This window comes from Streptomyces sp. AC555_RSS877 (assembly GCF_019049245.1).
Classification (GTDB): domain Bacteria; phylum Actinomycetota; class Actinomycetes; order Streptomycetales; family Streptomycetaceae; genus Streptomyces.
On sequence record NZ_JAGMUK010000015.1, the window covers coordinates 21,808 to 40,244 of the forward strand.

General features: G+C 71.6%; 16 protein-coding genes. 12 read left to right on the plus strand and 4 right to left on the minus strand.

The genetic code is table 11. The features are described from left to right. The first annotated feature begins 167 nt into the window (after positions 1-167). Positions 168-2,894, plus strand: coding sequence for a DNA polymerase I (polA, locus tag KUM49_RS05860; protein ID WP_217235619.1), 2,727 nt, complete (start codon positions 168-170; stop codon positions 2,892-2,894). A gap of 614 nt (positions 2,895-3,508) precedes the next feature. Beyond that, positions 3,509-4,018, plus strand: a complete 510-nt coding sequence (locus KUM49_RS05865) for a hypothetical protein (RefSeq protein WP_217235620.1) — start codon at positions 3,509-3,511, stop codon at positions 4,016-4,018. Here the strand turns inward: KUM49_RS05865 and KUM49_RS05870 are convergent. After that, a complete protein-coding gene (locus KUM49_RS05870) occupies positions 3,939-4,793 on the minus strand; it encodes a DUF4184 family protein (protein WP_217235621.1) in 855 nt (284 codons plus the stop codon). The genes KUM49_RS05865 and KUM49_RS05870 overlap by 80 nt on opposite strands. 272 nt (positions 4,794-5,065) lie before the next feature. Here KUM49_RS05870 and KUM49_RS05875 point away from each other — a divergent pair, with 272 nt between their 5' ends. The 3 genes from KUM49_RS05875 to KUM49_RS05885 all read left to right on the plus strand — a co-directional run bounded on the left by KUM49_RS05875 (position 5,066) and on the right by KUM49_RS05885 (position 8,069). Then, positions 5,066-6,781, plus strand: coding sequence for a lytic transglycosylase domain-containing protein (locus KUM49_RS05875; protein ID WP_217235622.1), 1,716 nt, complete (start codon positions 5,066-5,068; stop codon positions 6,779-6,781). Positions 6,782-6,920: 139 nt separating this feature from the next. Then, positions 6,921-7,055, plus strand: coding sequence for an SPW_0924 family protein (locus KUM49_RS05880; protein ID WP_217235623.1), 135 nt, complete (start codon positions 6,921-6,923; stop codon positions 7,053-7,055). Between the two features lie 21 nt (positions 7,056-7,076). Further along, positions 7,077-8,069: a DUF3068 domain-containing protein gene (locus tag KUM49_RS05885; protein WP_217235624.1), complete on the plus strand. Its 993-nt coding sequence runs from the start codon at positions 7,077-7,079 to the stop codon at positions 8,067-8,069. Here KUM49_RS05885 and hrpB read toward each other — a convergent pair. Together hrpB and KUM49_RS05895 are read right to left on the minus strand one after the other, a co-directional pair. After that, positions 8,059-10,581, minus strand: coding sequence for an ATP-dependent helicase HrpB (gene hrpB, locus KUM49_RS05890; protein WP_217235625.1), 2,523 nt, complete (start codon positions 10,579-10,581; stop codon positions 8,059-8,061). The genes KUM49_RS05885 and hrpB overlap by 11 nt on opposite strands. Positions 10,582-10,658: 77 nt before the next feature. Beyond that, positions 10,659-11,543: a class I SAM-dependent methyltransferase gene (locus KUM49_RS05895; protein WP_217235626.1), complete on the minus strand. Its 885-nt coding sequence runs from the start codon at positions 11,541-11,543 to the stop codon at positions 10,659-10,661. Between the two features lie 302 nt (positions 11,544-11,845). Between KUM49_RS05895 and rpsA the strand changes: the two genes are divergently transcribed. From rpsA to KUM49_RS05915, 4 genes are all read left to right on the plus strand, one after another. Next, complete coding sequence (gene rpsA / locus KUM49_RS05900; protein ID WP_217235627.1) at positions 11,846-13,357, plus strand: 30S ribosomal protein S1; 1,512 nt, start codon at positions 11,846-11,848, stop codon at positions 13,355-13,357. Positions 13,358-13,649: 292 nt separating this feature from the next. Next, a complete protein-coding gene (locus tag KUM49_RS05905) occupies positions 13,650-14,588 on the plus strand; it encodes a PAC2 family protein (RefSeq protein WP_217235628.1) in 939 nt (312 codons plus the stop codon). A gap of 57 nt (positions 14,589-14,645) precedes the next feature. Then, positions 14,646-15,278 (plus strand): dephospho-CoA kinase, encoded by a 633-nt coding sequence (gene coaE, locus KUM49_RS05910; protein ID WP_217235629.1) that lies wholly within the window; start codon positions 14,646-14,648, stop codon positions 15,276-15,278. Positions 15,279-15,327: 49 nt separating this feature from the next. Further along, on the plus strand, positions 15,328-15,708 hold the full coding sequence (locus tag KUM49_RS05915; protein ID WP_217235630.1) for a tetratricopeptide repeat protein: 381 nt from the start codon (positions 15,328-15,330) through the stop codon (positions 15,706-15,708). Between the two features lie 73 nt (positions 15,709-15,781). Here KUM49_RS05915 and KUM49_RS05920 read toward each other — a convergent pair whose 3' ends face one another. Continuing rightward, the gene (locus KUM49_RS05920) at positions 15,782-16,048 is read right to left on the minus strand and encodes a DUF6343 family protein (protein WP_217235631.1); all 267 of its coding nucleotides are present in this window, start codon (positions 16,046-16,048) and stop codon (positions 15,782-15,784) included. Between the two features lie 75 nt (positions 16,049-16,123). Between KUM49_RS05920 and KUM49_RS05925 the strand changes: the two genes are divergently transcribed. The 3 genes from KUM49_RS05925 to KUM49_RS05935 all read left to right on the plus strand — a co-directional run bounded on the left by KUM49_RS05925 (position 16,124) and on the right by KUM49_RS05935 (position 18,370). Then, positions 16,124-17,023 (plus strand): acyltransferase domain-containing protein, encoded by a 900-nt coding sequence (locus tag KUM49_RS05925; protein WP_217235632.1) that lies wholly within the window; start codon positions 16,124-16,126, stop codon positions 17,021-17,023. Positions 17,024-17,097: 74 nt separating this feature from the next. Beyond that, positions 17,098-17,784 (plus strand): bifunctional 2-polyprenyl-6-hydroxyphenol methylase/3-demethylubiquinol 3-O-methyltransferase UbiG, encoded by a 687-nt coding sequence (locus KUM49_RS05930; protein ID WP_217235863.1) that lies wholly within the window; start codon positions 17,098-17,100, stop codon positions 17,782-17,784. Positions 17,785-17,878: 94 nt separating this feature from the next. Continuing rightward, positions 17,879-18,370, plus strand: a complete 492-nt coding sequence (locus KUM49_RS05935; protein WP_217235633.1) for a DoxX family protein — start codon at positions 17,879-17,881, stop codon at positions 18,368-18,370. Positions 18,371-18,437 lie beyond the last annotated feature (67 nt).

Here is an 18,437-nt window from a genome sequence, read left to right on the forward strand (position 1 = left end):
TCTCCTTCGCATGTGAAGTACCTCTCCGATCCTCGCACGCGCAGGTGACAACGATCGGGTCCAGGCGGGTGCGGGGCCAGGGCGACGGTTGCGGCGGGTGCCGCTCGGGAGGGGCCGTCGGCGGCGGGCGGGTCTGAGTGTCAGTGGCTCGTGGCAGGATCGGGGGCGTGGCAGAAACAGCATCGAAGACGACCGCACACACCTCCGGCGGCGACCGGCCCCGCCTGATGCTCATGGACGGGCACTCGCTGGCTTACCGCGCGTTCTTCGCGCTGCCCGCGGAGAACTTCACGACCGCGACGGGCCAGCCGACGAACGCGATCTACGGCTTCGCGTCGATGCTGGCCAACACCCTGCGCGACGAGGCGCCCACGCACTTCGCGGTGGCCTTCGACGTGTCCCGCAAGACCTGGCGCTCCGAGGAGTTCACCGAGTACAAGGCGAACCGCTCCAAGACCCCGGACGAGTTCAAGGGCCAGGTCGAGCTGATCGGCGAGATGCTCGACGCGATGCACGCGCAGCGCTTCGCCGTCGACGGCTTCGAGGCGGACGACGTCATCGCCACCCTCGCCACGCAGGCCGAGGCCGAGGGCTTCGACGTGCTGATCGTCACCGGCGACCGTGACTCCTTCCAGCTGGTCAGCGAGCACACCACGGTGCTGTACCCGACGAAGGGCGTCTCCGAGCTGACCCGGTTCACCCCGGAGAAGGTCGTCGAGAAGTACGGCCTGACGCCCGCGCAGTACCCCGACTTCGCGGCCCTGCGCGGCGACCCGTCCGACAACCTGCCGGGCATCCCGGGCGTCGGTGAGAAGACGGCCGCGAAGTGGATCAACCAGTTCGGGTCGTTCGCGGACCTCGTCGAGCGCGTCGAGGAGGTCAAGGGCAAGGCCGGGCAGAATCTCCGCGAGCACCTGGAGGCCGTCAAGCTCAACCGGCGGCTGACCGAGATGGTGCGGACCGTGGAACTGCCGAAGACGGTCGCCGACCTGGAGCGCGCGCCGTACGACCGCAAGGCGCTCGCGATGATCCTCGACACCCTGGAGATCAGGAACCCGTCACTGCGTGAGCGGCTGCTGGCCGTCGACCCGGGCGCCGAGGAGGCCGAGACGACGCCGGTGATCACGGGCGGCGTCGAGCTGGACGGCACGGTGCTGGGCACGGGCGAGCTGGCCGGCTGGCTCGCCGGGCACGGCACCGGCATCCTCGGCGTGGCCACGGTCGACACCTGGGCGCTCGGCACCGGCTCGGTCGCCGAGATCGCGCTCGCCGCGGCCGGCGGGGCGGCCGCCTGGTTCGACCCGTCCCAGCTGGACGAGGCCGACGAGAGGGCGTTCGCGGCCTGGCTCGCCGCCGCGGACCAGCCGAAGATCCTCCACAACGCCAAGGGCGTCATGCGCGTCTTCGCCGAGCACGGCTGGACGGTCGAAGGCGTGCGCATGGACACCGCGCTCGCCGCCTACCTGGTCAAGCCGGGCCGCCGCTCCTTCGATCTGGACGCGCTGTCCATGGAGTACCTGCACCGGGAGCTGGCCCCCGCCGCGGCGGCCGACGGCCAGCTGGCCTTCGGCGCGGACGACGGCGCCGAGGCGGAGTCCCTGATGATCCAGGCCCGAGCCGTCCTCGACCTGGGCGAGGCCTTCGAGGGCCGCCTCCAGGAGGTCGGCGCCGTGGAGCTGCTGGGTGACGTGGAACTGCCCACCTCGGCCCTGCTGGCCCGGATGGAGCGGCACGGCATCGCGGCCGACCGGGCCCATCTGGAGGCCATGGAGCAGATGTTCGCGGGCGCCGTGCAGCAGGCCGTGAAGGAGGCGCACGCGGCGGCGGGGCACGAGTTCAACCTGGGCTCGCCCAAGCAGCTCCAGGAGGTCCTCTTCGGCGAGCTCGCCCTGCCGAAGACGAAGAAGACGAAGACCGGCTACACCACCGACGCCGACGCCCTCGCGTGGCTGGCGACCCAGACGGACAACGAGCTGCCGGTGATCATGCTCCGGCACCGCGAGCAGGCCAAGCTGCGCGTCACCGTCGAGGGCCTCATCAAGTCGATCGCGACGGACGGGCGTATCCACACGACGTTCAACCAGACGGTGGCGGCGACCGGCCGTCTCTCCTCGACGGACCCGAACCTGCAGAACATCCCGGTCCGCACCGACGAGGGCAGGGCCATCCGCCGCGGCTTCGTGGTCGGCGAGGGCTTCGAATCGCTCATGACGGCCGACTACAGCCAGATCGAACTGCGGGTGATGGCCCACCTCTCGGAGGACGCGGGCCTGATCGAGGCGTTCACCTCCGGCGAGGACCTGCACACGACGGCCGCCGCGCAGGTGTTCGCCGTGGAGCCCACCGCGGTGGACGCCGAGATGCGGCGCAAGATCAAGGCGATGTCGTACGGCCTGGCGTACGGGCTGTCGGCGTTCGGCCTCTCCCAGCAGCTGAACATCGAGGCGGCCGAGGCCCGCACCCTCATGGACGCGTACTTCGAGCGGTTCGGCGGCGTGCGGGACTATCTGCGCCGGGCCGTGGACGAGGCGAGGGCGACGGGCTACACGGCGACCCTCTTCGGCCGCCGCCGCTACCTCCCCGACCTCAACAGCGACAACCGCCAGCGCCGCGAGGCGGCCGAACGCATGGCGCTCAACGCCCCCATCCAGGGCACCGCCGCGGACATCGTCAAGATCGCCATGCTCAAGGTGGGCCAGGCGCTGGAGAAGGCGGACCTCAAGTCCCGCATGCTCCTCCAGGTCCACGACGAAATCGTCCTGGAGATCGCCCCCGGCGAGCGAGCGGCCACCGAAGAACTCCTCCGCCACGAAATGGCCAACGCCGTCCATCTCCGGGCCCCCCTGGACGTCTCGGTGGGCGTCGGCCCGGACTGGGAATCGGCAGCGCACTAGCCCCCGGTGGCCGGGCGGAGGGGTCGCTCGTCGCACGAGACGCGACGACGGGCCCTCCGCCGTACGGGGCCTGGTTCCGGGCAACGGGTCTTGTTGCTGTTCGGGGCCTGGTTCCGGGCAACGGGTCTTGTGCTGTTCGGGGCCTGGTTCCGGACGACGGGTCTTGTGCTGTTCGGGGCCTGGTTCCGGACGACGGGTCTTGTGCTGTTCGGGGCCTGGTTCCGGACGACGGGTCTTGTTGCTGTTCGGGGCCTGGTTCCGGACGACGGGTCTTGTGCTGTTCGGGGCCTGGTTCCGGACGACGGGTCTTGTGCCGTACGGGGCCTCGCCCCGGACGGCAGGCCCTCCGCCGTACGGGGCTCGGCTCCGGCGTGCGCTGGGTCTGGGAGGACTCCGTCAGGGCCAGGCCCGCCGCGGAGCGCTCGGCGCCATTGGCGGCCGGTTCGGGGAGTGCCCAGCGCGGGTCAGGCCGGGCGGGGATGCTCAGCGCCGGGCCAGGCCGGTTCAGGGAGCCGCTCGGCCCGCACAACCCCGCCCCACCCCCGGAGGGCCCCGTCACTCGCGTGGCCCCCGCGAAGACGCTCCCCGGTGCCCGTGCCCGTAAGGATGCGGCCATGGGTATACGCACGCTTCGCCGCCGGACGGCCCACGCACGGGCGCACCCCGAGACGGCCCCGCCTGCACCGCCCCCGCGGCCGGTCCCGGCCTTCGCGGTCGCCGCAAGCACCGCCCGGATCCCCGGCGCCCCGCCGACCGTCCTGGGCCGGGTGACCGCCGCCGTCCCCGACGGCCTGGCGGCACCTCTTCGCCGGGCCATGGCCGCCGGCAGTGCCCGCATCGCCGCCGGCCTCGCGACAGCGGTGCGTCACGCCGCCGCAGGCACCCGGCGCCGTCCGGTCCGCCGCGAGCGGAACGCCGTACGGCAGGAACGCGAGGCGCCCGTCTGGCGGCTGTGGGCGGATCCGGGCCGCGGCTACCTGGCGCTGGCCCTCACCCTGCTGCCACGGTCCCGCCAGATGCCCACGTTCACGGTGTTCACCGCCGTCAGCGAGCGGCCTGACCGCTCCGCTCTCCCTCGCCCACTCCCACAGCGTCGGACCGGCGGGTCGGACGCCACACCCTGACCCCGGCGGCGTACAGCACAACCCCCAGGACCAGGCCCGCGCCCGCCCCGAAGCAGAGCGTCGGAATCAGCTCCCACGGTTTCGCGGTGGACCCCCAGTAGTCCCACCATCGCGTCGCCCGCTGCACCGCCCCGACCGCCGCGCACCCGCCGATCACGGCGCCGGCCCACCACCGGTCCCGCACCGACAGCGCCGGAACGCCCACCGGGTCGGCCGCGGGCGCCCGCCGCAGCGCGTACCCGACGAACACGGCGATCACGACCGCGGCCACCGCGGAGCCGCCGTACTGCAGGTACCAGTACAAAGGGGAGCCCGCCACCTTCTCGCCGAGGACGGGGAACATCCGCATCCCCCACCGGTCGAGGTGGGTGAACGCGTCCCACACGACGTGGGTCAGCGCACCGAGCGCGGCGGACACGTACCACCACGCCGCCGAAGCGGGCCGTACTCGCGCGCGTGGTGTCCCGCAGCGCGACAGCGTCGCGACCCGCCCCTGCCGGGCCGGCGGCAGCAGCGCCACCAGCGGTTCGCGCACCAGCAGCCACAGCCCGACGAGCGCCCAGGCCACCAGCACGTCGAGCGTGAGGACTCCGGCGAAGGAGTGCGTGAACTCGCCGAACTCCATGGCCCCTGGCACGACACTCGCCGCGTAGTAGGTCATGTCGGGCGCGAAGGAGCCCGCCACGAGTGCGGCGGGCACCAGTCGGCCCCGGCCGCTTCCGTCGGTGCGCACGGCGGGCAGCACGGCTGCCGCATGGCTCAGGGTGAACGGCAACGGGGCTCCTTCAAGGCGATTGACCGATCACGACACGATCCCACATGGCCAACCGGTGAAAATCGGGCACGAACGGGTGCCCGAGGAAAGGAAGTTGTCGTAGGGTCGCTTGGGTCGCCGGGCTGGGGAGCGTGGTCGGACAGCCGAACGGGACATGAACCTCGCCGCAGGGGGCAACCCTCGGGGCGAGTCGATCGTCACAACAGGTCGAACGCAGTCGAGCACGACAGACACAGACGGGCGCTCGGGCGTCCGCGGGAGGGGTTCACTTTATGGCGGCGCAATTCGGCAGGAGGCTGCGCAAGAGTGCGGCAACCACCGCCGTGGCCGCGCTCGCGGTCGCGGCCCTGTCCGCATCGCAGGGACCGGGTGCGACGGCCGACGACCAGAGCGGCAGACCGGCCACCACCGGCGCCGACACCGCGCCCGACGTGACCGCCGACAAGGGCGGCGCGACCGGCAACTCGCCGTACTACACGGACCTCCCCCCGCTCAACAGCCCGAGCCCTTCGCCGACCATCGGCACGCCCGCCTCCCGGGGGCCGACCGAGGCGGGCATCCCCGCGACCGTCCTCGACGCCTACAAGAAGGCCGCGTCCGCACTGCAGTCGGCCAAGCCCGGCTGCAACCTGCCCTGGGAGCTCCTCGCCGCCATCGGCAAGGTCGAGTCGGGCCAGGCCCGCGGCGGCAAGGTCGACGCGAACGGCACCACGACGTCCGCGATCCTCGGCCCGCAGCTCGACGGCAACGGCTTCGCGCTCATCAAGGACACCGACAACGGCGCGTACGACGGCAACAGCGCGTACGACCAGGCCGTCGGCCCCATGCAGTTCATCCCGTCCACCTGGGAGTGGGCGGGCCGCGACGGCAACAGCGACGGCAAGAAGGACCCCAACAACATCTACGACGCCGCGCTCGCGGCCGGCCACTACCTGTGCCGCTTCGGCTGGGACCTGTCCACCCAGGCCGACCTCAACAGCGCGATCCTCAGCTACAACCACTCGCAGGAGTACCTGAACACGGTCCTGTCGTGGCTGGAGTACTACCGCAAGGGCACCCACGAGATCCCGGACGGCACCGGCAGCCTGCCCGGCAACCGCAGCGACGACAACGACACGGTGAGTCCCACGCCGCCGCCGTCGCCGCCGGCCTCGGGCAAGCCCAGCCCCAGGCCGGAGAAGCCCGGCACCGGCACTCCGAACCCGACGCCGCCCCCGACGACCCCGCCGAACACCACGCCTCCGTCCACGCCCCCCACTCCCACCGACACGGTGGACCACCTGGAGGACGCGGGCACCGCCAAGCTCACCGCGCAGGCGGGCGACGCGTTCACCGAGAAGGTCAGCACCCGGGCCGAGACGAAGGCCGGCGCGGCCGTCGCCAAGGTCCGCGTACGGTTCACGATCGTCGGTGCCACCGACGCGACCTTCACCGGCGGCGAGAGCGTCGCCACGGTCGTCACGAACAGCACCGGTGTGGCCGTCGCGCCCGCGTTGCAGGCCGGCGAGAAGACGGGCGACTTCACCGTCCGGGCGACCGTGGTGGGCCGCTCGATCACCGGCCTCGACTACAAGGCCACCGTCGCCGAGCGCGCCGCCGACGCCCTCACCCGCACCAGCGACACCGCGCTGACCTGCGTACCGGGCGGCGAGTTCGCCGAGCAGGTCGAGGTGAAGGCGACGTACAACGGCGAGGTCGCGGACAAGGTGGCCGCCACCGCCACCCTGATCACGTCGGCGCTCGACCCGACCGAGAACGACAAGGGCCCCTACTTCAAGGACGCGGACGGCAAGACCGTACGCACCCTGACCGGCCTGGAGACGGACGCCAACGGCGTGTTGAAGCTGCCGAAGCTGTACGCCGACGACAACGCCGGCACGTACATGCTCCGCATCACCACGGCCGGTGGTGCGGCGATCAACGTCCAGCTGACCGTCGCGGCGGCCCAGACGTCCTCGCCGAGCCCGTCGGCGAGCCCCTCCGCGTAGGAGACCTTCGTACGACCACGACGGCGTCCCTCCCGGCGGAGGGGCGCCGTCGTTGTGTGTGCAACGTGTTCTCATCTCGGCCGCCCGTTGCTACGGTGCCGGACCTGACGATGTATCAGTTCCAGTTCCGGAGGCAGGCATGCGCGCCCTGATCGCCGCCGCGACCGGTCTCGCCGTCGCACTCGCCCTGGTCCTCACCGTGACGGCCATGGGCGCGCCGACGGGCGAGACGTCCCCGAAGCCGCTGTTGACGACGGTGCCCGCACACCCGTAACGACTCGCGAGGGAGACCGAGATGCGCCGCAAATCCAGTCTCGTCCTGCTCGCCCTCGCCGTGTTCCTCACGGCCCTGTCCCCACTGCTGCGCTGGTACGCCTTCCCGCGCCTGGCCAAGGTCCCCGCCCACCAGTACCAGGACATGGTGCTGGAGGCGAAGGACGCCACCCTCCTCGACTACGGCTCGATGAAGGCGAAGAAGGTCCCCAAGGTCACCGTCGTCCAGACCCTCAAGGGCAACGTGGAGGCCTCCGAGGAGATCGAGAAGACGACGGGCGGGGACGTCGTGGTCTGGGACGGCCTGTCCTACGTCCAGGGCCCCGACGGCAAGATGGTCTCCAAGATGCCCGAGCGCTACATCTTCGACGCCCACACCCAGGAGCCCGTCCACGCCAGGGGCGAGTCGGTCGACGGCGACCCGGTCACCCGCAAGGGCCTCGAGTTCAAGTGGCCCTTCCTGACGGAGAAACGGGACTACGAGTACTTCGACGCGCAGGCGCGCATCACGGCCCCCATCCACTACAAGGGCACCCAGGACTTCCGGGGCGTCGAGGTCTACTACTTCGAGCAGACCATCCCCTGGACCAAGGTGCCCTTCCCCAAGACCCTGCCCGTCGAGGGCATCACCCCCGAGTCGGTCGCCGAGACCGGCACCACCCGCTGGTACACCACGGTCCGCAAGTTCTGGGTCGAGCCCCTCACCGGCGCCCCCGTCTACGGCGAGGAGATCCACCGGGAGGAACTGCGCGGCGGCAGCCTCCTCGGCGGCCGCGAGAAGGTGACGGCGTTCGCCGGCCACGTGAAGATGCGCGAGGACTACATCGAGCACACCGTCGACCTGGTCAAGTCCAACCGCACGCTGATCCTGCTCCTGACGTCGTACCTGCCCTGGGGCTTCCTGGCGCTGGGTATCGCGCTGCTGTCCCTGTCCCTCTACCTGGAGGCCCGCGGCCGCCGCCCGGACGACCCGGCCGCGACGGACGCCACGGAACCGGAACCGGTCACCGCCTGAGCCGCGCGTTGGTGTACCGCGTCGGCTGCGCGCCGGCCGGATCCTCCGGCCACGGATGCTTCGGATACCGGCCGCGCAGCTCCGCCCGTACGCCCTTGTAGCCGTCCTTCCAGAAGGACGCGAGGTCGGCGGTGACGGCGGCGGGCCGCCCGGCGGGGGACAGGAGATGGACGAGGAGGGGGACGCCCGCCACCGACGGCGACTCCTGCAGGCCGAACATCTCCTGCAACTTCACGGCCAGTACGGGCTGTTCGGGATGGGTGTAGTCGATCCTGATCCGGGACCCGCTGGGTACGGCGATCCGCTCGGGCGCAAGCTCGTCCAGCCGCCCGGCCTGACCCGTGGCCCAGGGAAGCAGCCGGTTGAGCCCCTGCCCGGCATCGATCCGCGCGAGATCGGCACGTCGGCGGGCCCGCCCGAGCTCGGGCTCCAGCCACTCGTCCACGCGCGCGTGGAGCGCGTCGTCGCGGACGTCGGGCCACGGCTCCCCGAGGTGCAGGCGCACGAAGGCGAGCCGCTGCCGCAGTGCGACGGCCTCGGCCGACCACCGCAGCAACCCGAACCCCTCTTGGCGCAGCCCTTCAAGGAGCGCCTCCCGTACGAGAGCGGCGTCGGCGTTCTTGAGGGGGCGCACCGCCACCTCGACGGCCCCCAGCCGCTCCACCCGGCGGGCGACGACGTCACCGTCGGCCCAGTGGACCTCGTCCCGCGTCTGCGCCAGCGTCCCCGCAGCCCGCCGGGCGACGTTCTCGTCCACCACCGCCCCGAGCCGCACGCGTGCGTGCCCCTTGCCGACGGGCCGGTCGGCGACGGCGACGGCGATCCAGGGGGCACCGCGCAGGCCGGTGCCGTCGCCGACCTCGGCACGGGTTCCGGACACCATGAGGTAGGAACCGCCGTCGGCCTTGGCGACCCGCTCGGGGAAGGCGAGCGCGGCGACGAGGCCGACGAGACCGTCCTCACCGGCGTACGCCGACGCACCCGCGTCACGGGTGGGCGGCCGGGAAGTCTCCGTGGCGAGGGCCCGCAGTCGCCGGACCTCCGCACGCCACCGCCCGGCATAGGGGTCACCGCCGCGCCGGGCGGCCCGCAGAGCGGCCGCCAGGTCGTCCCCGTACTCCCGGGGCGGCTCCTCGCTCAGCAGCGCGACCACCTCGGCGGCCCGCTCCGCCCCCACCACCGCGGCCGAGTCCAGCAGCGCCCGCCCCAGCCGGGGATGCAGGCCCAGCCGAGCCAGCCGCACCCCCCGCTCCGTGGCCCGGCCGGCCGTGTCGACCGCTCCCACGGCCGTCAACACCGACCGCGCCGCCGCCATCGCCCCACCCGGCGGTGGGTCCAGCAGCGCCAGCCCGGCGGCCTCCGGATCGCCCCAGCAGGCCGCCTGCAAGGCGAACGCCGTCAGGTCGGCCACCTTGATCTCCGGCGAGGGGAAACGCGGCAGACGGGCGTCCTCGGCCTCCGCCCAGCACCGGTACACCGCACCCGGCGCCTCACGCCCGGCCCGCCCGGCCCGCTGCCGCCCGGCGGCCTGCGAGGCCCGTGCCGTCGTCAGCGCGCTCAGCCCGCGCGCGTGGTCGACCCGCGGCTCCCGCGCCAGCCCGGAGTCGACGACGACCCGCACCCCGGGAACCGTCAGCGAGGACTCGGCCACGGAGGTCGCGAGCACCACCCGGCGCCGCCCGGCGGGGACCAGCACCGCGTCCTGCACGGCCGCGGGCGCCCGCCCGTGGACCTGGAGCACGTCCACCCCACCGAGATCGCCCAGCTGCCCGGCGACCCGGGCGATCTCGCCGACGCCCGGCAGGAAACACAGCACGTCCCCTGCCCGCTCGGCCAGCGCCCGCCGCACCACCGACGCCACGTGCGTCAGCAGCGCGGGGTCGACACGCATGCCGTGCGACGGCCGTACGGGACGCACCGGCGGCACCCACACCACCTCCACCGGATACGACGTCCCCGCCGCCTCGATGACCGGCGCCCCGCCCAGCAGCCGCGCCCAGCCCTGCGCGTCGGTCGTCGCGGACGCGGCCACCAGCCGCAGCTCAGGCCGCAGCGTCTCGCGTACGTCCCACAGGAACGCCGCCACCGTGTCCGCGTCCAGATGCCGCTCGTGGCACTCGTCGAGCACCACCACGTCGACCCCGGCCAGCTCCGGGTCGCGCTGCAACCGCTGCAACAGCACACCGGTCGTGACGACCTCCACGCGTGCGCGCCGCCCCACGAGCCGCTCGCCGCGCACGGTGAAGCCGACGCTCTCGCCGACCTTCTCGCCCAGCAGCCATGCCATCCGCCGGGCCGCCGCCCGCGCCGCGATCCGCCGTGGTTCGGCCACGACCACCCGCCGCGCCGGCCCCTCACCCAGCAGACCGGCCAGGACAAGCGGCACCAGGGTCGTCTTGCCGGTGCCGGGCGGCGCGACGAGCACGGCGGTGCCGTGGCCGGCCAGGGCGTCGTTCAGGCCGGGCAGGGCACCGCGTACGGGGAGGGCGTCCAGAGCGTCGTAACGGATCACGCCCCCAGTGTCGTACGCCCGCGAGACGCCCCCCCCCGCGCGCGTGCGTTCCTCTTTCCAGACCTGTTCGCAGTTGTTCAGTCCCGCTCGCACACGAAGATCGCCGTACCCGGGATCAGGTTCCCGCGCAGCGGGGACCAGCCGCCCCACTCGGCGGTGTTCCAGGACGGCCACTCCGGCTCGACCAGGTCCACCAGGCGAAAGCCCCCGGCCACCACGTCGCGCACCCGGTCGCCGATCGTCCGGTGGTGCTCGACGTACACCGCGCTGCCGTCGTCGTCCTGCTCGACGTACGGCGTGCGGTCGAAGTAGGAGGCGGAGACCGCCAACCCCTCCGGGCCCGGCTCGTCCGGGAACGCCCAGCGGATCGGGTGCGTCACCGAGAACACGAAGCGGCCGCCGGGCCGCAGCACCCGGCGGACCTCCTTCAGGACCAGCACCGGGTCGGCGACGAAGGGCAGCGCGCCGTACGCCGAGCAGGCCAGGTCGAAGGAGCGGTCCGCGAAGGGGAGCGCGCCCGCGTCGGCGCAGACCAGGGGGAACGGCGCGCCGATGCGCAGCGCGTGCTGGAGCTGGCGGTGGGAGAGGTCCAGGGCGACCGGGCGGGCGCCCTGCGCGGTCAGCCACCGCGCGCACTGGGCCGCGCCGGCGCCGATCTCCAGGACGTCCTTGCCCTTCAGCTCCTCGGGCGGGCCCAGCAGCTCGGCCTCCACCTCGTCCAGGCCCTCGGGACTCCACACGAAGCGGTCGTCACCGAGGAAGGTGCCGTGCTCGATCTGGTACTCGTCCGCGTTGCGGTCCCACCAGCCCCGGTTGGCGCGGGAACTCTCCGTGACACCGGCGGTGCGGCGGGTGGCCTCGGGCTCGGACGCTTCGGGCTCTTGGATGATCGGCTCCCTCGTATTAGTGTGCGGCCTCTTCCGTCCGACCTGTCGCGGCGGACGGCACGCAGGGGACCTCATCGGGCCCGCGTGGCCTCGTGAGACAGGTTTTGTGCCGGGTATGCGGCGATCCGCCCCGGGTGTGCGGCTTCGCGCATTGACCCTGTCCGGCTGCCCCCGTATGCTACAAGTTGCGCTGCGGGCCTGCGCACCTCAGACGTAGCAGGTCGCGCTCGCATCTGTTGTATGTCCCCTCGGTTGTCGAGGCGCCACCAGTGGTTTTGTGTGGCGCTTCCTTGGCTGTCCGGCTTCTTCAGAGCGAAACGGGCTCCCGGCGTAAGCAGTACCTACGACTCACTGTCCGTACCGGAGCCCTTTCCCACATGACGAGCAGCACCGAGACCACCTCTACCACTCCGCAGGTAGCGGTCAACGACATCGGTAACGAGGAAGCTTTCCTCGCCGCGATCGACGAGACGATCAAGTACTTCAACGACGGCGACATCGTCGACGGCGTCATCGTGAAGGTCGACCGGGACGAGGTCCTGCTCGACATCGGTTACAAGACCGAAGGTGTCATCCCGAGCCGCGAGCTCTCGATCAAGCACGACGTCGACCCCAACGAGGTCGTCGCCGTCGGTGACGAGATCGAAGCCCTTGTTCTCCAGAAGGAGGACAAGGAAGGCCGCCTGATCCTCTCGAAGAAGCGCGCCCAGTACGAGCGCGCCTGGGGCACCATCGAGAAGATCAAGGAAGAGGACGGCATCGTCACCGGTACCGTCATCGAGGTCGTCAAGGGTGGTCTCATCCTCGACATCGGCCTCCGTGGCTTCCTGCCGGCTTCCCTCGTCGAGATGCGCCGTGTCCGCGACCTCCAGCCCTACGTGGGCAAGGAGCTCGAGGCCAAGATCATCGAGCTGGACAAGAACCGCAACAACGTGGTCCTGTCCCGCCGTGCCTGGCTGGAGCAGACCCAGTCCGAGGTCCGCCAGACGTTCCTCACCACCCTGCAGAAGGGTCAGGTCCGTTCCGGCGTCGTCTCCTCGATCGTCAACTTCGGTGCCTTCGTGGACCTGGGTGGCGTCGACGGCCTGGTGCACGTCTCGGAGCTCTCCTGGAAGCACATCGACCACCCCTCCGAGGTTGTCGAGGTCGGCCAGGAAGTCACCGTCGAGGTCCTCGACGTCGACATGGACCGCGAGCGTGTCTCCCTGTCGCTGAAGGCGACGCAGGAAGACCCGTGGCAGCAGTTCGCCCGGACCCACCAGATCGGCCAGGTCGTGCCCGGCAAGGTCACGAAGCTGGTTCCGTTCGGTGCGTTCGTCCGCGTGGACGAGGGCATCGAGGGTCTGGTCCACATCTCCGAGCTGGCCGAGCGCCACGTGGAGATCCCGGAGCAGGTCGTCCAGGTCAACGACGAGATCTTCGTCAAGGTCATCGACATCGACCTCGAGCGTCGCCGGATCTCGCTGTCCCTCAAGCAGGCCAACGAGTCCTTCGGTTCCGACCCGGCCTCGGTCGAGTTCGACCCGACGCTGTACGGCATGGCCGCGTCGTACGACGACCAGGGCAACTACATCTACCCCGAGGGCTTCGACCCCGAGACCAACGACTGGCTCGAGGGGTACGAGACCCAGCGCGAGGCCTGGGAGCACCAGTACGCCGAGGCGCAGACGCGCTTCGAGCAGCACCAGGCTCAGGTCATCAAGTCCCGCGAGGCCGACGCTGCAGCTGCTGCCGAGGGTGGCGAAGCTGCCGCTCCGGCCGCGTCCGGTGGCGGCGGCGGTGGCGGTGGCGGTTCGTACTCCTCCGAGGGCCCGGACAACTCCGGCGCGCTGGCCTCGGACGAGGCGCTTGCCGCTCTGCGCGAGAAGCTGGCCGGCGGCCAGAGCTGATCACGCATCACTGAGCAGTAGCTCTTGAAACCAAGGGCCCGTACCCCCCGTGGGGTACGGGCCCTTGGTGTGTCCACCGACGCCTGACGGGCGTGTTCACCTTCGCGCGCAAGGCCGCAACCGCCCTCCACGCGCGCGTGCTTGTCGTCGTGGCTCCGCTGACCGCACATCCGGTGACACCGTGCCGCGGTGCAGGAAAAGGCCGTCAGAGGTGCCTGATCAGGGGCGTGAGCGGGAATGCCCACGCTCTGCACCGTGTTGTGCAGTACGAACACGAGGAGGAGCGGTCACAGTGCTTGATCCGCAGGGTTTGTACGCATGGGAGCCGAAGGGCCTCGCCGTGGTCGACATGGCGCTCGCCCAGGAGTCGGCCGGTCTTGTCATGCTCTACCACTTCGACGGATACATCGACGCGGGTGAGACCGGCGACCAGATCGCCGACCGGCTCCTCGACTCGCTGCCGCACCAGGTCGTCGCCCGCTTCGACCACGACCGGCTGGTGGACTACCGTGCCCGCCGCCCGTTGCTGACGTTCAAGCGCGACCGCTGGGTCGAGTACGAGGAGCCCACCATCGAGGTGCGCCTCGTCCAGGACGCCACCGGAGCGCCCTTCCTGCTGCTGTCCGGCCCCGAGCCGGACGTGGAGTGGGAACGCTTCGCCGCGGCCGTCCAGCAGATCGTGGAGCGCCTCGGCGTGCGCCTGTCCGTGAACTTCCACGGCATCCCCATGGGCGTCCCGCACACCCGCCCCGTGGGCCTCACCCCGCACGGCAACCGCAACGACCTCGTCCCGGGCCACCGCAGCCCCTTCGACGAGGCCCAGGTGCCCGGCAGCGCCGAGGCCCTGGTCGAGTACCGCCTCATGGAGGCCGGACACGACGTCCTGGGCGTCGCGGCGCACGTGCCGCACTACATCGCCCGCTCCCCGTATCCGGACGCGGCGCTGACCGTCCTGGAGGCCATCACGGCCGCGACCGGGCTGGTCCTGCCCGGCATCGCGCACGCCCTGCGCACGGACGCCCACCGCACGCAGACCGAGATCGACCGCCAGATCCAGGAGGGGGACGAGGACCTCGTCGCCCTCGTCCAGGGCCTGGAGCACCAGTACGACGCCGCCGCGGGCGCCGAGAGCCGCGGCAACATGCTCGCCGAGCCGGTCGACATCCCGTCGGCGGACGAGATCGGCCTCGAGTTCGAACGGTTCCTGGCGGAGCGGGAGGGCGAGGGCTGAGGCCCGTCGTGGCTCCCGCCGGGAGCGTTGTCGGTGGCAGGCCCTAAGCTTCGGCTCATGCTGAAGGTGGGCCTGACCGGCGGCATCGGTGCCGGTAAGAGTGAGGTGTCGCGGCTCCTCGTCGCGTGCGGTGCCGTGCTGGTCGACGCCGACCGGATCGCGCGCGAGGTCGTCGCGCCGGGGACCTCCGGGCTCGCCGCGGTCGTCAAGGCCTTCGGCGAGGAGGTGCTCACTCCCGACGGCGCCCTGGACCGGCCCAAGCTGGGGTCGATCGTCTTCGCCGACCCCGAGAAGCTCGCCGTCCTCAACGCGATCGTGCACCCCCTGGTCGGCGCCCGCTCCCACGAGCTCGAGTCCGCCGCCGCCGCCGATGACGCCGTCGTCGTCCATGACGTCCCGCTCCTCACGGAGAACGGCCTCGCCCCGCTGTACGACGTCGTGGTCGTCGTCGACGTCGACCCCGAGACCCAGCTCGACCGGCTCGTCAGGCTGCGTGGAATGACCGAGGCGGACGCACGCGCGCGCATGGCCGCCCAGGCGACGCGCGAGCAGCGCTTGGAGATCGCGGACGTCGTCATCGACAACGACGTACCGCTGCCGGAGCTGGAGCGTCGCGTGCGGGACGTATGGGCGGATCTCGTGCGCAGAACGGCCGCGCGCGGCGCCGAGCCCCAGCCGCCTCAGGAATAGCGGCCCCCGTGCGGGCGTTGAACCCTTCGAGTGAGGGAAGGACTGTGCCGTGCCCGAGACCAGCGGTTCCACCGGACGTACTCCGGAGACGCACGTCATCGACTTCCGTGCCGCCGAGCAACTGCTCGCCGCACGGGACCCCCGGGGCGCGGTGAAACTGCTCGACTCGGTCATCGCCGTACACCCGGAGAACACCGCCGCCCGGCTGCTGCGCGCCCGTGCCTTCTTCGCGGCCGCCCAACTGCGTCCCGCCGAGCTGGAGTTCACCATCGTCCTGGAGCGTGAGCCGGACAACGCGTTCGCGCACTTCGCGCTCGCCCGGACCTATGAGCGCCTGGCGCGGCCCGACCAGGCCAGGCGCCACTTCCGCCTCGCGGCCGCGCTGGACCCGAACCCGCAGTACCTGCAAGCGGCCCGCTTCGAGTCGTGAAGGCCACCGGCCCAGGCCGGCGGTCGGTTCGGTCGGTCGAGGGTGGTCCGCGGCGTGGCCCGGTGCCGGCGTTCTAGGACGGGCGGTCGTCCGGCGGCCGGTAGGGCGGGATGTCGGGGCCCGGCTGGTAGTGCGGGCCCTGTCGCATGTGCCGGAGGATCACCGCCAGGTCGACGGTGATCACCAGCCACAGCACACCGCAGGCGATCGCCCACCCGGTTCGCCCGGCGAGCGCGAAGGCGACGGTGCCGAAGACGGCCCACACCAGTCCCCACACGGTCAGCCAGAAACGGAACCGCAGCGCACTGCGCGCTGTCCTCGGTTCACTGCCAGTACGCATCCGGATCACTACTCCTCTTTGCAACGTACCCTTCGTGGCGGACGTCCACAAAGGGGCCCGAACCGAGGGGGCAACGTGCTTCCGGATGCCGATGAGCTGGCCGAGGTGCTGCTGGACCTCGCCGTACCGCACCATGACATCAACGAACTCGTACGCATGGGCCGACGGGTCACGGACGACCCGGAGCTGCTGCGACTGCTGGAGGCGTCGGTCGAGGAGCTGGTCCGGGGGCCGGGGGAGGCCCGCGGGGCGGTCGACCTGTTCGACCTCGACTGGGCGTCGGGCCCCCTGCAGCGGTGTTTCCCCGTGTACGTGTTCGTGGCGGCGCTGCCGCACACCCGTGCGTACCACCGCGAGCGCGGTATCCCGGCCGATGTCTCCCGCCGCACCCTCGCCGACCTCGGGCGATGCATGACCGTGCACCGCAGGCGCTACGGCATCACGGGTGTGCAGGACCCGCGGTGGCTCACCCGTCACTTCCGCGGCGAGCTGTACCAGCTGGGCCGGCTGCAGTTCGAGCGGGCCAGGCACGGCGAGCGGACCGGGCGGGCGCTCGCGTCGGCCGGGCTGGACGTGGCCCCCGGAACGCCCTGTCTGAACCTCCACATCCCCGACTTCCTCGGCCCGCTGTCACCGGCAGCCTGTGATCGCTCGCTGGCGCTGGCCGGTGAGTTCTTCGCCCGGTACTTCCCCGAGGAGAAGTACCGGGCCGCGCTCTGTCACTCCTGGCTGCTGGACCCGCAGTTGAAGCGGTACCTGGCGGCCGACTCCAACATCGTCCGGTTCCAGGAACGCTTCCGGGTCGCCCGCGAGGACACGGAACCTGCGGACACCGAGCCGGTGCGGTTCGTGTTCGGGGATCCGGAGCTAGCAGCGGACGCGCTGCCGCGGCGTACCGCGGTGGAACGAGCGGTGGGGGATCATCTGCGGGCCGGGCGCCACTGGTACATCGGCCACGGCTGGATCCCGCTGTAGCTCGAACGGGTGAACCCATGTCGGATGGGAACGGGCGTACGGACGCGGCCCGTTGGACGGGCATGGAGCTGAACATGCGAGCGGGACATCAGGGGACGGGACCGGGGGCCATCACCCCGGACGGCTGTGCGGTCGAGCTCTACTCGCGGCTGCCGGTGGGGGACGCGCCGGACGTCGTCAGTGCTGCCGTGCCGGCGGGAGCGCGCATCCTGGAACTGGGCTGCGGCGTGGGGCGCATGACCCACCCGCTGCTGGAGCGGGGATTCACGGTCACGGCGGTCGACGAGTCCGCGGAGATGCTGGAGCGCGTCCGCGGAGCCCGCACGATACGCAGCACGATCGAGGACCTCGACCTGGACGAGCGATTCGACGTGGTGATGCTCGCGTCGTTCCTCGTGCACACCGGCGACCCCGAGGTGCGGCAGGCGCTGCTGCGCACCTGCGCGCGGCACGTCGCGAAGGACGGCTGCGTGCTGCTCCAGCGTGAGGGCGAGGACTACCACACCAACGTGCCGCGCGAGCGGGTCGACCCCAGCGGCTTCACGCTGCGCATCGCGTCCTCGGAACCGGTCGGGGACGGCGTGAACTCGGTGCGTGCGGAGTACGAGTTCCCGGACGCGACATGGACCCAGGCGTTCCTGGCCCGGCCCCTGACGAAGGAGCAGTTCGAGGAGGCGCTGGCGCAGGCCGGTCTGGAGGTGGACAGCTATCTGACGGACGACGGGATCTGGGTACGGGCGGTACCGGTGGCCCAGGCATAGGGAGGCACAAGTCGCCTGCGAGCGATGAGTTTTGGGGCGAGGGCCGGTCTACCTCTGTGAAAACACCACGGACCGCTTCACACAGGAGACCCCGATGTCCGAGACCACCGCCCCCGCCACCGCCGCCACTTCTGCCTCCGCCGCTGCTTCCGGCAGTGCGTCGCGTCCCGTCCTCGCCGAGTCCGCGACCCCTCGCGGCCGCCGTGCCCGGATCGCTCTGCGTGGCCTGCAGGTGTTCCTCGCCCTCTTCTACGTGATCGCGAGCGCGCTCCCCAAGCTGATCGCGCACCCCTCGGCCGCCGAGGCCTTCGACGAGATGGGGTGGGGCAGCGCGGGGATGTACGCCATCGGCGTCCTCGAACTGGCCGGCGGGGTCGCGCTGTTGATCCCGGTGCTGCAGTCGGTGGCGGCCGTGGCGCTGAGCGGGCTGATGGCGGGGGCGTTCGTCGTCACGCTCACGTACTTCGACGGGGAGAACGCGGCGACACCACTCATCCTGATCGTGCCGCTCGCCCTCATCGCCTGGGCCCGGCGTGGTCACAACGAGCAGCTGCTGCGGCTGGTGCGGGTGCGGCGACAGGCGTGAGGGTGTGTGCCGCGCCGGTGACGGTGGTGGTGTCCGGGTCGGTTCTCCGCCCCGGGCGCCACTGCCG